The organism is Phycisphaerae bacterium (assembly GCA_017999985.1).
Taxonomy (GTDB): domain Bacteria; phylum Planctomycetota; class Phycisphaerae; order UBA1845; family Fen-1342; genus JAGNKU01.
This window is the reverse complement of sequence record JAGNKU010000003.1, coordinates 192,943-205,778: the sequence shown is the minus strand read 5'-3', so window position 1 is coordinate 205,778 and position 12,836 is coordinate 192,943. Positions and strand designations below refer to the sequence as shown.

The 12,836-nt window shown below is 68.0% G+C and carries 9 protein-coding genes; 5 read left to right on the top strand and 4 right to left on the bottom strand.

All coding sequences use genetic code 11. The features are described 5' to 3' along the window. The first annotated feature begins 190 nt into the window (after positions 1-190). The 4 genes from KA383_06035 to KA383_06020 all read left to right on the top strand — a co-directional run bounded on the left by KA383_06035 (position 191) and on the right by KA383_06020 (position 6,160). Positions 191-1,693: a TolC family protein gene (locus KA383_06035; GenBank protein MBP7745674.1), complete on the top strand. Its 1,503-nt coding sequence runs from the start codon at positions 191-193 to the stop codon at positions 1,691-1,693. Between the two features lie 137 nt (positions 1,694-1,830). Beyond that, complete coding sequence (locus KA383_06030) at positions 1,831-2,682, top strand: HlyD family efflux transporter periplasmic adaptor subunit (GenBank protein ID MBP7745673.1); 852 nt, start codon at positions 1,831-1,833, stop codon at positions 2,680-2,682. A 1-nt stretch (position 2,683) separates the two neighbouring features. After that, positions 2,684-4,051, top strand: coding sequence for an HlyD family efflux transporter periplasmic adaptor subunit (locus KA383_06025; GenBank protein ID MBP7745672.1), 1,368 nt, complete (start codon positions 2,684-2,686; stop codon positions 4,049-4,051). A 6-nt stretch (positions 4,052-4,057) separates the two neighbouring features. Beyond that, positions 4,058-6,160 carry an HlyD family efflux transporter periplasmic adaptor subunit gene (locus KA383_06020; GenBank protein ID MBP7745671.1) on the top strand — a complete coding sequence of 701 codons (2,103 nt, stop codon included), beginning with the start codon at positions 4,058-4,060 and terminating at the stop codon, positions 6,158-6,160. A gap of 193 nt (positions 6,161-6,353) precedes the next feature. On the opposite strand, the gene KA383_06015 is transcribed toward KA383_06020, so the two are convergent. Beyond that, positions 6,354-8,171, bottom strand: a complete 1,818-nt coding sequence (locus tag KA383_06015; GenBank protein MBP7745670.1) for a hypothetical protein — start codon at positions 8,169-8,171, stop codon at positions 6,354-6,356. A 104-nt stretch (positions 8,172-8,275) separates the two neighbouring features. On the opposite strand from KA383_06015, the gene KA383_06010 reads away from it, so the two are divergent. Beyond that, on the top strand, positions 8,276-9,199 hold the full coding sequence (locus KA383_06010) for a DUF72 domain-containing protein (protein MBP7745669.1): 924 nt from the start codon (positions 8,276-8,278) through the stop codon (positions 9,197-9,199). 17 nt (positions 9,200-9,216) lie between these two features. Here the strand turns inward: KA383_06010 and KA383_06005 are convergent, their stop codons facing one another. The 3 genes from KA383_06005 to KA383_05995 all read right to left on the bottom strand — a co-directional run bounded on the left by KA383_06005 (position 9,217) and on the right by KA383_05995 (position 12,606). Continuing rightward, positions 9,217-10,083 (bottom strand): BtpA/SgcQ family protein, encoded by an 867-nt coding sequence (locus tag KA383_06005; GenBank protein ID MBP7745668.1) that lies wholly within the window; start codon positions 10,081-10,083, stop codon positions 9,217-9,219. Continuing rightward, complete coding sequence (locus tag KA383_06000) at positions 10,055-11,038, bottom strand: redoxin family protein (protein ID MBP7745667.1); 984 nt, start codon at positions 11,036-11,038, stop codon at positions 10,055-10,057. Before KA383_06000 ends, KA383_06005 begins: the two co-directional genes overlap by 29 nt. Positions 11,039-11,208: 170 nt before the next feature. After that, positions 11,209-12,606, bottom strand: coding sequence for an MFS transporter (locus tag KA383_05995; protein ID MBP7745666.1), 1,398 nt, complete (start codon positions 12,604-12,606; stop codon positions 11,209-11,211). Positions 12,607-12,836: the final 230 nt, after the last annotated feature.

Genomic DNA, 12,836 nt, shown 5'->3' with positions numbered 1-12,836 from the left:
ACCTTGCGCGCCACTGGCAATTCCGGCCGTTGGTTCCGGTAATGTTTCGCCCGCCCCCGCCCCGCCGGCCATCCGCTGGGCCGGCGTTCACCATGCGCGCGGCCAGTGCCGATAAACGCTTTGACTTGGGGGCGTGGCGGTTGCCTCGTGGAGCAATGCAAGATCGGTAGCATGGACTGAAAGCATCAACGTGACGTCTGATTCCCGTACCCGCAGCACGCACCGCCAACGTCTGGCAGCGCTGGTGGCGCTGGCCGTCCTGGCCGGTTGCGCGACGCAACCCGGCCACGAGGAACTGCGCGCCCGCCACGCCGCGCTGGACCTCGCCGCCTACCAGGCCCGCGCACCGCAGAGCGCGCCATCGGTCACGCTGCGCAGTGCACTGGAGTGCGCGCTGAATCACAACATCGAGGTGTGGATCGCCGAGCACGAGCGTCAGTTCCAGCACGAGCTTTCCACGCAATCGCTCCTGAAGCTCCTGCCGTCTTTGCTCGCCGGCGCTGAGTCCAGTTGGCGCTCCGAGCTGGACGCGGCCAGCTCGGAAAGCCTGCGGCGGCACAAGCAGTCGCTGGAGCCGTCCTTCTCGGCGGACCAGAGCGCCCGCACCTTCGATATCTCCATGACCTGGAGCCTGCTGGACTTCGGCATCTCGTACTTCCGCGCCCGGCAGCAGGCCGACCGCGCGTGGATCGCCGCGCAGCGCGTCCGGCGGGTGAAGCAGGACCTCGCCCTGCAGGTCACGCGCGCGTACTGGCAGGCAGTCACCGCCCGCGAGTCGGCGCGCGAGGCCGAACGCATCGGCGCCGAAGTCGAGACTCGCATCGCGCTGAGCAGCGCAGAGATTGCGGAGCAGGCCATCTCGCAAATCGACGGTTTGCGGAACGAGACCAAGCTCCTGGAGCAGCAGGAAGAGCTGCGCCGCTACCAGCGCGCTCACCGGGTGGCGCTCACCGAGCTGGCCACGTTGATGGGCCTGGCGCCGGGGACGACCGTCGAACTGGCCGAGATCGACCTCGACCAGCCGCTGGTCCCGCCCGACACGGACGTGGCCGCGCTGGAAGACGAGGCCCTGCGCAACCGGCCCGAGCTCTACGAGAAGGACCGCGAAGAGGAAATCAGCCGGGCGGACGCCCACGTGGCCATCGCGCAGCTGTTCCCGAACCTCAACCTCTCGTGGCGCTTCGACATCGACGACAATCGCTTCCTGGTCTTCAACCAGTGGCACACGCTCGGCCTCCGCGCCGCGTGGGACCTGCTGGCCATCCCGCAGCACCTCATGCAGCACCATGCGCTGACCCTCCAGACCGAGCTCGTCGCGCGCCGGCGGACGGCGCTGGCCGTCGGCATCCTCACGCAACTGCACCTGACGCTCATCGACTGCGCGGAAGCCGCCGCGCAATGCCGCCTCGCCGGCGTCATCGCCGCCAAACACCGCGCCCTGCTCGCGGCCGTGGAGTCCACCGCCAGCGAGGGCAAGTCACACGATGGCGAGACGGTGGATCAGCGCATGCGCTACCTCAAGGCCCGCGCACGCTACCTGACCGCCTACGCCGAGTTTCGCATTGCCCAGGCGCGGCTGCGCAACACGCTCGGCCGCGACCCCGGCGATGACCTGGGAGATGACGAGTTCAATCCGCCGCTGCTGCCGGACGCGCTCCAGCTGTCACCGCCGGCTGAGGGAGGCGCGTCATGACAGCAATGTCGCAAGCCACTCGCCCGCTCAGGGCACGGTTCGGGTGGGCGTTGATATGCAGCGCGGCAATCCTGGCGGCCCTCTTGGTCCCGTCCGCTGCACAATCCGTGCAAGCGCGCGGTCAAGACGCATCGACGATGCGCGCCGCGTCACACGCCGACGCAGCGCGGATCGTCACGGCGATCCTCACGCCCCAACACCAGGCGATTCTCTCCGCCGAGGTCTCCGCGCGCGTGGCCGCCGTGAAGAAGGAACTGGGTGAGCGCTTCGAGGCCGACGAAGTCCTCGTACAACTCGAAGACCTGACGTACCGCGTCAACCTGCAGATTGCACAGGCGGAGCTGGCCGGTGCCCAACAGGACCTTGTCCAGGCCCGCAAGCTGACCGAGGCCAACACGCGACAACGCCATGCCGATGCCGTCCTGGCCGCGGCCAAGGCGAACCTGAACGCCACCCAGCGCCTGCACGACGACGGGCACGCTTCGCTGGTCGACCTCGAGAATGCCCGTCGCGATGTGCAAACCGCGCAAGCCGAGTGCGAGCTGGTGTCCGCCAGTGCCGCGAAGGAACTGAGCAAGGCCGAGCGCGATGTCGCCGTGGCTCAGGCCAGGTGTGACCTCGCGCAGGGCGAGCTGCGCGGCTGCACGCTGAAGGCGCCGTACGCCGGACGCGTCGCGCGGGTGCTCATCAATGAGAATGAGCTGGTGGAGCGCGGCACGCCGGCGATCGAAATCGTCGATGACCGCGTCCTGCGGGCCAAATTCCTGCTGCCGTCCACGCTGTTTCGCGGCGTGCGCCTCGGGCAGGAGCTGCATCTGGACGTCCGCGAGACCGGCGCTACCGTCGTGGTGCGCATTTCACACATCGCCGCCGTGCTCGACGCCGCCAGCGAGACGTTCGAGGTCTACGCCGAGCTGGACAACGCGGCCGGCGAACTGCGGGCCGGCATGAACGGCACGCTGCAACTGTCGGAGCTGCGGACCCCCTAGTATGAGCACGCAGGCCCCTCCCACCGCGGTGCCCGTCGAGGCGTTCGAGTCGCTGGCCACGCTCCAGCAGCTCACGCTGGAGGCCGGCCTGAGCGAAGACCTCAAGCAGTTGCAGTTCCGCATGCTGAATCGCTCAGTCGCTTACTGCCGCTACGACCGCGCCACGCTCTGGGACCTGCGTGGGCGGCAACCGCGGCTGCTCGGTGTTTCTGGCCAGGCGGACGTACAGGCACACGGTCCGCTGGTCGACGAATGGCAGCGCGTGGTCGCCGGTTTGCCGAGGCGCGAAACGATGCAGCTTGGCCCGCAGGTGCCGGACGGCGGCGCAGGAGCGTGGCAATGCCTGATGCGGCGCACCGGCGGCCTGGCAGCGCTGTGGCTGCCGATCGTCGTCGATAACCGCCCGGTCGCAGCGCTGTGGCTGGAACGCTGGGCCGGGGGCCGGTTCACCGAGTCGGATCGCAAGTGCCTGGACGCGCTCGCACTGGCGTACGCCGTTGCGTGGCGCAGCGTCGCACCGCGGCCGGCCTGGTGGCGGAGAGCGCTGGCGACGCGTCCGCGCATGGTGACCGCGGGCGTCCTGATTACTTTGCTCGGCACACTCGTCTTCGTGTCCGTCCCGTTGCGGATCGTCGCGCAGTGCGAGGTCGTGCCGAAAGACCCGGTGGCAATCACCGCCCCGCTCGCCGGCGTCATCGCCGAGGTCGTCGTCCTGCCTGGGCGCACGGTCGAGTCCGGCACGTTGCTGGCAGTCTACGACAAGCGCGTGGCGGAAGAAGAACTCAAGGTCGCACAGCAGCAGGTGCAGATCGTCGAATCCGACCTGCAGCGTGCTCGCGTCCAGGCGTTCCAGGATGCGACCGCTCGTTCCACCGTTGCGTTGCTCGAAAACCGCCTCGCCCAGGAACGTACGCGGCTGGGCCTGGCGCAGCACCACGTCGATCAACTCGAAATCCGCGCGCCCGTGTCTGGCACGGTCATGCTCACCGATCCGCACGAGTGGCGCGGTCGCCCCGTGCAGGTCGGCGAGCGCCTCATGATGGTCGTCGACCCGCAGCAGACCCGGCTCCGCATCTGGCTGCCGGAGAAAGACAATCTGCGCTTCAACGAGCAGCGTCCGCTGCACGTGATTCTCGACGCCGACCCGCGGACCAGCCACCCGGCCACGCTGCGGTTCCTCGCGAATCACAGCCAGACGACCAGCACCGGGCAGGTCTGCTTCCGCGCCGAGGCCGAATGGGCCACCTCGGCCCCGAACGTGAAGACCGGCCTGCAAGGCACCGCCGTGCTCTACGGCGATAACGTGCCGCTGGGCTACTGGCTCTTGCGCCGACCGCTCGCCGCGGTGCGCCGCTGGAGCGGGGTGTAACGAGCCATGAGCCCGAACGCCCTGCCCACGACGCTGCCCGTACTGCGACCGGACATCGAGTTTCACCTTGGCCCCGCTGAATGCGACGGCGCACCGACCTACGTCCTCCATGATCCTCTGCGCGGGACGTTCGAGAAACTCACCTGGGTGCAGGCCGAGATTCTGAGGCGGCTGCGCGTTCCCTGGACGCTCGACCGCCTGCTTGCGCACCTGCGCAGCGAATCCACCATCCGCGTGTCCGCCGACGATATCACCCGGTTATGTGCCGACGCCGCCGGTCGCGGGCTGACCTGCGGCCAACTGGCCACGCCACGCCGTACGTCGCTGGGCGGAATCGCCACGCTGTTTCGCCGGCTCGTCTACCTGCGTGTGCCGCTGTGCCGGCCGGACGCGTTCCTCGCGCGCACGGTGGGCACCGTGCGGCACCTGGCGTCGCCAGCGGCCCTGACGCTGTACCTCGCGTTCACGCTCGCGGGGCTGATCTGGCTGGTGCAGCGCTTCGACGCGTACCTGGCGACGTTTCCGTATTTCTTCAACGCCGCCGGGGCCGCCACGTTCACGCTGGCCATCATCGCCATCAAGACGATCCACGAATTCAGTCACGCCTACGTCGCCAAGGCGCTCGGTAACCGCGTGCCATCGATGGGCGTGGCCCTGATCTTCCTGTTCCCGGTCGCGTACGCCGATGTCACCGACAGTTGGCGCATGCGCAGCCGCCGGCGACGCCTGCCAATCGCGCTGGCGGGCGTGCTGGCCGAGCTGGTGCTGGCCGGCCTGGCGTTGTTCATCTGGGGCATCAGCCCGCCCGGCACCCTGAAGAGCCTGTGCTTCGTCGTGTCATCCGTCACGCTGGTCTCAACGCTGGTGCTGAACCTGAATCCCGCCCGGCGTTATGACGGCTACTATGTGCTCAGCGACCTGCTCGGCATCGACAACCTGCAGAGCCGCGCGCTCGCCGTGCTTCGGTGGCTGGCGCGCCGGCACCTCCTTGGGCTGCCGTTGCCGCCGCCTGAAGCCCCCCTGCCGCGCCGCCGGCTGGTGACGCTCGTGGCGTACGCGCTCGGCGCGTCGGCGTACCGCGCCGTGCTCTACGCCGCGATTGCGCTCATGCTCTATCACTGGCTTGCCAAAGCGCTCGGCGTCATCGTCTTCTGCGCCGCGCTCTACACGTTCATCATCCGGCCGATTGTGCACGAGACTGTGCAGCTCTGGCGGCTGCGACCGCTCTGGCGCTGGAATTGGCGGGCTCCGCTGGTCGCGGCGCTCGTGCTCCTGATCCTGCTCTGGGCCGCGTTGCCGCTGCCCCGCCGGCAGAGTGTGCCGGCGACGACGGTGGCCGGCGACACGCAGGTGCTCTATGCGCCGGGCGCCGGCGTTCTGCGTGAGTTGCACGTGGCGCTCAATGATCAGGTCAAGGCCGGTCAGACGCTCTTCGTCGTCGAATCCGCGGACCTCAACGCGCAGGCGGAGATCGCCCGGCTCGACATCGAGCGGCTGGACGTAGAGCTGGCGGTGATCAAGAGCGATGCCCGGCAGCGGGCGCTGCTGCCGCAGAAGACCGAGGAGCTGGCGCGCGCACAAGCCCGGCTCGACTCGCTGCGGGCCGCCATCGAGCGGAATCGCTGCGTCGCGCAGGTGGACGGCGTGGTGATGGAATGGGACGACAGCGTACGCGAGGGCACACCCATCAGCGCCGACCAGGTGCTGGGGCGCATCGTCGACGGCCGCGCACCGCGCATCGTCGGCTACGTGCGTGACGATCTGGCGGGCGACGTAACGCTGGGGACGCGGCTGGCTTTCTGCTCCGACGCCGAGCCGGGCCGCCTCGCCGGCACCGTGACCTTCGTGGAGCCGGTGCGCAGCACGGTGTTGGAGCAACGCGGTCTCGCCTCCGTGGCGCGCGGCGACATTGCGGTCGTGCCCGATGCGCGCGGCCGACTCGAGATGCTCGACAGCTACTACAAGGTGGAAGTCGCGCTGGATGCCCCGCCGCCTGAGCTGCGCGTCGGTCAGACCGGCGCACTCTGGCTCCGCACGTCGCCGCGCTCGCGTCTGGCTGATCTGTGGCGGTACGTGCAAGGCGTCGTGCTGCGCGAGAGCAGCTTCTAGGCGGGGGCACACCCCTCCCATCTTCTGGGGAGAGCAAACCTCTGGTTTGCTTCTGCAAAGCGGAGCTTTGCGCTCCCCCGGTTTGCTACTGCAAAAGCGGAGCTTTGCACTCCCCCGGTTTGCTACTGCAAAAGCGGAGCTTTGCACTCCCCTGGTTTGCTACTGCAATAGCGGAGCTTCACACTCCCCCGGATCAGTCTTCCGATTCCGGAGCCTTCTTCTCCGCCGGTGCGGCGGTCTCCCCTGGTTCGGCATCCTGCTTATCGCGCACGAGACCGGCCAGTCGCTCAAAATACTCCTGCAGGACCTTGCGATACTGCCGCGGCACTTCCTCGTGCTCGATCGCATCGAGTGCGTCGCGGACCTGCGACTCGGCCGCGGTCAGCACTTCGGCCGACGCAGCGCCCCGCACTTGCGGCCCATCGACCAGCATCTGCCCCGTGATCGTGCCGCCCTGAAAGCGCGTCTTGGCCTTGGTTGGATCGACGTCGTACGCGACTTTCTCCTTGCCGATCCGCTCGCCAAGCCCACGGCCGTAGTTGGGGCCTTGCTGCCCGATACCACGCGCCTGTCCGTCGCCGGGACGCCGGCAGTTCCCCTGGCACACGCTGTCGCGCAGGTTGTCCAGGTCGGAGAGCTGGGCCTGCAGCTCGTTCATCATCTGCTCGGCCATTTCCATGTCGGAAAGCTGGCCGGCCGCGTCCGAGAGGGCGTTGCTGGCCTGCGATGCGCTGGAGTTGGCGCTGCCCGGATTGTTGCACTGTTGGGCCGCCTGCGCGGCCTTGGCAAGCGATTGCGCAAGCTTCTGACACGCCTGGCGTGCCTGCTTGCTCTGCTGGATCTTCTGCGCAATCTGCTGCAGTTGCTTCTCGCTCAGTCCCTTGCCGCCGAGCTGTTTCTGAAGTTCCTTCTGAAGCTGCTTCGGGTCCATCTTTGACAACTGGTCGAGCAGCTTCTTCGCGTCCTCCTCCGACAGACCGCCCTTGTTCTGCAGCTCCTTCTGCAACTGCGTCGTGTCGCTGAGCTTCGCGACCTGGTCCGCGAGCTTGGTAAGTTGTTCGCTCATTTCGGCAAGCTTCTGCTGCGTCTCGGGGTCGGGGGCCTGCTGAGCGGCCTGCTGCAACTCGTCGCGCAGCTTCTGCATCGCCTGCTTGGCGCCCTCGAAATCGCCCGCCGCCAGCGCCTGCGACAGCTTCGCCTCGGCGCGGTCGCCGCCCTGCGGCTGGAGCTGATTCAACAGGCGCTTCATCTCGCCCAGTGCGTTGTGCTCGGTCGCCGCCAGCTCGCGCTTCAACCGGTCCCCCACGTCGTCGATCCGCTTCACCGCCTCACGCCGCACGTCCTCCGGCGTCACGCCCGGCGTCTCGGGCAATTCAAGCGGCTCGAGCGCCTCGCTGATGTCTTTCAGGTTCGGGTTTTCCTTGGCCAGCTCGCGCAGCTTCGCCGCGCGCTCCTCGAATTCGGTCTGGATCGCGCGCTGCTCCGCCTGCACTTCCGCGAGCGGCACGATCGGCTCCGGCTTCTTCTGCCCAGCCAGCAGGTCCAGCGTGGGCATGAAACGGAGCAGGACGAGTGCCACCGCTACCGTCGCCGCCGACCACGGCCACAACACCGGCGCCCGGTGCGGCAGGTGCGTTGGCACGTGCACCTTCGCCGCCACACCCTCCGCGTCCCGCACGGCCGCCCGCGCGAACTCGTCCGGCGACTGCCGCACGGTCAGCGCGGTGCTCAATCGCTCCTTCAACCCGGCGGCCGTATCGAGCGCGACTGCCGCCCGCAGCAGGCTCGGCCGCGACAGCGCCGTGCCGATCCCGCCAACGAGCGCTGCCAGGATCGCAGCGATCCAAGCCCCGTGCCCAAGTGGAAGCGGTAGCGCGAATGCCCGCGTGACAAGGATCACCGCGGTCCACAACCCCGCCGCCACCAGCACGCCGACGCTCAGCCGCTGCGCGAACACATCGGTCATGAGCCGGCGGCGAGCGGTCTGAATCTGTCGGTCGAGCGCGGACATACACACCTCCCGGGCGGCCGGGACAACCACGGCCCCATATATCTTAGAACGGCAAACCAGCCCCCACAACGCAGCCCGCGCGGCTGGGGCGGTCGGATCTTGTCGTGCGACCCGCGTTTGGCTACACCAGGGGTATGAGCACCGCGCCACGAGCCAAGCTCTGGATCGGCCCATCCGGGTGGAGTTATGCGGACTGGGCGGGCATCGTCTACCCTGCCAAGCCACCCCGGGGGTTCAAGCCGCTGGCGTACCTGGCGCGCTACTTCAATGCGGTCGAGGTCAATACCAGCTTCTACCGCATCCCCACGGCCCGCATGACCGCCGCGTGGCCCAGGCTCGTGCCGCGGGACTTCCGCTTCGCGGTCAAGCTCACGCAGGTGTTCACGCATGAGCGCGGCACGTTTCCGTCGCCGGCCACCGTGGACGAATTCAACGCGGGCATCGCGCCGCTGCGCGAGGCCGATCTGCTCGGGCCGCTGCTCGTGCAGTTCCCCTGGTCGTTCCGGTATACGCCGGACGCGATCGCGTGGCTGCACCGCCTGGCGGAGAGTTTCGCGGCGTACGATCGTTTCATCGAGGTGCGGCACGCGTCGTGGGCGGCGCCGGAAGCGCTTGCCGAGCTGCGGAAGGTGGGGGGCTACTGCAATATTGATCAGCCGGCCCTGCGGGATTGCCTGGGGCCGACGCAGCATGCGTTCGGTCGCAACGCGTACGTCCGGCTGCATGGGCGCAACGCACGCAACTGGTTCGCCGAGGGTGTGCCGGCGTTCGAGCGCTACAACTACCTGTACAGCCCGGATGAGCTGCGCGAGTGGGTCGCACGGCTGGATGCCATGTGCACCGAGACGGAGAACATGTACGTCTTCGCGAACAACCACTATCGCGGGCAGGGGGCGGTGAATGCCCTCGAATTGCGCGCCATGCTCGAGAACGCACCCGTGGCAGCGCCGCGCGAGTTGCTGGACGCCTACCCGCGGCTGGCCGCCCTCGCCCGTTCGCCGCGCGATGGCGGCCTGTTCGACACGTAGTCGCCGCCGCGGCGAGGTCAGCCGAGCGCGCTCAATAAGGCCCGGACGCGCGCCGGGTCCACAGGATTGGTCGCGACGCCGTCCATCTTGAGCGCCGTTCCGACGATGAAGCCATCGGCGTGTGCGGCCAACGTGCCGATCGACTCCGGCGTTACACCGCTGCCGACGAAGACGGGTGCGCCGCAGGCCGCCGCGTGCACCCGCAGCAGTTGTTCCAGGTCGGTCGGCCGGCCGGTGGCGCTGCCCGAAACCACGATCGCATCCGCCCCGCCGCGTTCGAGCAGGTCCGCGACCTCGTCCTCGATCGGCCGCGGCGTGCCCAGCGGCGCCGAGTGTTTCACGTCCACGTCAGCCAGAATGCGTACGTCGTCCGCACCTAAGAGCCGGCGCGCGCGCAGGATTTCATGCGCGCGGCCTTCGATCACGCCCTGATCCGTGACGCGCGCCCCGCAGAGCACGTTCACGCGGATGAACTGCGCACCGGCGGCGTGCGCAACCGCCAGTGCACTGCTGCCGTCGTTGCGCAGCACGTTGATCCCGAGCGGCACGTCGAACCGGCGCAAAACAGCGCCGGCGAGCACCGTCATCTGGGCGACGACGCTCGCCGGCACGCGGTCTGGATAGAACGGACTGTCGCCGAAGTTCTCGAGCAGCAATCCCTGCGCGCCGCCGCCGACCAGGACATCGGCATCGCGCAGCACGTGTGCGCTGATCGCCGCGAGATCGTGCCGGTTGCGCGGCGCACCGGGCAACGCCGGCAGGTGCAGCATGCCGATGACCGGCCACCGCACGTCTTTCCAGGCCGGCACGAGCGGCCGGGGCAGGTGTTCGCCAGCTTCGCGCGGCACGGGCGCGCTACTTCTTGTTCTTGGCCGCGTCCTCATACTTATTCAGGGTGGCCTCGAGCTCTTTCTTCATCTCGGGACTGTCCCCGGCGAGTTGCACGGCCTTCCTCTGGTACTCGATCGCGTCCTTGACGTTACCGTTGTCGAACAGCGCACGGGCGTAGGTATCGACGATGGCCGCCTCCTTGCCCTCGCACGCGTCGTACGCCGCCTTGCCGACATCCAGCGCCAGCTTGAGGTCGCGATACTTGATCTCCTCGCCCGTCAGAATCTCCCAGGAAAACTCGTTCAGCAGCATCGCGTCCTTGCCAAGCGCCGCGAAGACCTCCCGACCCAGCTTGTCGGCGCCCTCGGGCTTCTCGCTCTCGCTGACCAGCTCGAAGTACTTCTGAATCTCCTCCATGAGCTGGCGCCGCTTCCCGGCCTCGGCGCGCCGGGTCTTCTCCGCCTGCTGGGCAGCCTTCAGGTCGTACTTACCGGCCAGGATCTGATCGATCGCCTCCTCCACGCCGACCAGCGGATAGCCCTGCCCGAGCCACACGAGCTTGCCCGCCTTGTCGACCAGGAACGCGCTCGGGATGCCGTCCAGTTCGAAGGGCTTCATGTAGGCAGTGCTCGTGCCGTCTTCTTTCTGGTCCAGTGCGACGGCGTAGCCCATCTTGTCGCCCATGTCGTCCACGAACGGCTTGACGTTGTCGCGCGTCTTCTCGTTGTCCACGCTCACGCCGATCACCACCAGGCCCTTGTCCTTGTACTTCTTCTGCAATTCAGCCATGTACGGGATGGTGGCCCGGCACGGTCCGCACCACGTCGCCCAGAACTCAATCAGATAGATCGACTTGTCCTTGCCGTCCTTCAGATCGATGGGCCCACCCTTCACCCACTTCTCCACCTTCAGCGGCGGAGCCGCGTCCCCCAGGTCCAACGCCATGGCTGGCGCCGCCAGAATCCCCACCGCCACCAATGCCACCAGACCACCACGCAACGCGCTCATGTTTTCTCCTTGGCTGCTGCGCAATTCATCCCGCGCGGCCCGCACCGCGTCGCCGCACACGCCCTGCACCATACTATCCGCTCAGACACGCCCGCAAGCCGCTCCGCCGCCCGTGCGCGACAACTTCTGACGCGACCCATGCCGTGCGCGCGCACGCCGCTTTGCTCCGATCACGTCTCAAACGCCGGCCGCCGCAGCCGGAATTCCTCGAACGTGCCCAGCAGCAGTACGTTCGCGGCCAGACGCAGCAATGCGGAACACAGCAGCAGCCACGTGAACGGCTGCACAATGCCAAATCCGCCCACGTCGAGCGGCACCGGCGCATATGTCCCCAGCAGCGCCGCGCCGAAGCTCCCAACCAGCGTCCCCAGGGCGACGAACATGCTGTAGTACGCCGCACACCGCGCCCGTTTCGGCGGCGTGACCACGTCATACAGGTAGTTACCCACCGCATTCGAGAAGGCCGCGTTCAGCACCCCCTCGTACGCCATCACGACCATGAATGCCCAGAAGTCGCGGCAAACCAGCAGCAGCAGCGGCACGAAAACCAGACCGATCCCGCCGATGGCCAGCACGCGCTTGCTGCCAAGCCGGTCCACCAATCGCCCCCACAGCGGCTGCGTGAGCACGCCGGAGAGCTGGCTCATCGCCAGCACGGCCGCGAACGCCGCCGGCGTGAACTGCAACTGCCCGAGCAGGTACCAGCCGAGGAACGGTACGACCGCGCCGAGTCCGGCGTTGATGATCATGCAGTAGAACACGAACCGCCCGAAGTGTGCCCGCGGTGCCCGGCGGATGAAATCCAGCAGGCTGAAGCGATCGGTCGCCACCTGCCGGTACTCCGGCTCGTGCACGCGGCTCAAGTACCACGCCGAGACAAAGCGCGCCACGCCGGCGATCGCAAACAGCACCAGAAAGCCGAAATTACGGCCGCTGAGCCCCCACGGGGCCCACCCGCCGCGCTCCGTGCACCAGGTCAGCCAGGCGCCCGCCCCGAAAAACGCGCCCACCTGCACGGCGCCGGACAACGCCGTACGGATCCCGAAATAGCGCCCCCGCCGCTCGGGCGGCACCAGGTCCCCCATGATGCTCTGCCACGGCGGACCGGCGAAGTTCGCCAGCGCAATATTGACCACGAACGCCGCCAGCACAACCCAGTAGCCCACGGCGTCGAACGGCAGGAAGATCGCCATGCACATCGGCAGCCAGGTGAGCGCCTGCAGGAACGCGGTGGGAACGATGATGCGGTTGCGGTGCCCGACCATGTCGGTCACGTTGGCGGACAGCCACTGCAGCAGCGCCCCCGCCAGCGCGGGCAGTCCGGCAAACGCTGCGATGTACAGGAGGTCCTTGCCGCCCAACACGATATAGGGTGTCACGTAACTCGTGCCCGCGCCGTACATGACCGACCACGCCACCGCGTCCTTGATCGAATTGCGCAGGCTCGCGCGAACCAACTCCGCCGGCAGGCGCGACGGCCGGTCCGGCGCCGCCGGGACCGGCGACACGACCGGCATTTCGCCCGCTTGCAGGGTCGGGCCGGGTCGAACTGTGATGGGCTTGGTCATGCACCTCTCGGGCGGAGGATAATGCGGGGATTCCAAGCTCGCGAGCGACATTGGCCGCGGCGGACCGCGCACCACGGCGACGCCTGCGCACAACTGGCGGCGCGGACGACGGCGGCACTCCGTCGGCGCCGCGTCAGAGCACATTATATCGGGCCCGCAGCGCGGCGGCTGGCGACCGCACCTGATCCGCTCCGCCAAACGAACTCGCATGCCGGGCGGGTCGATATAGC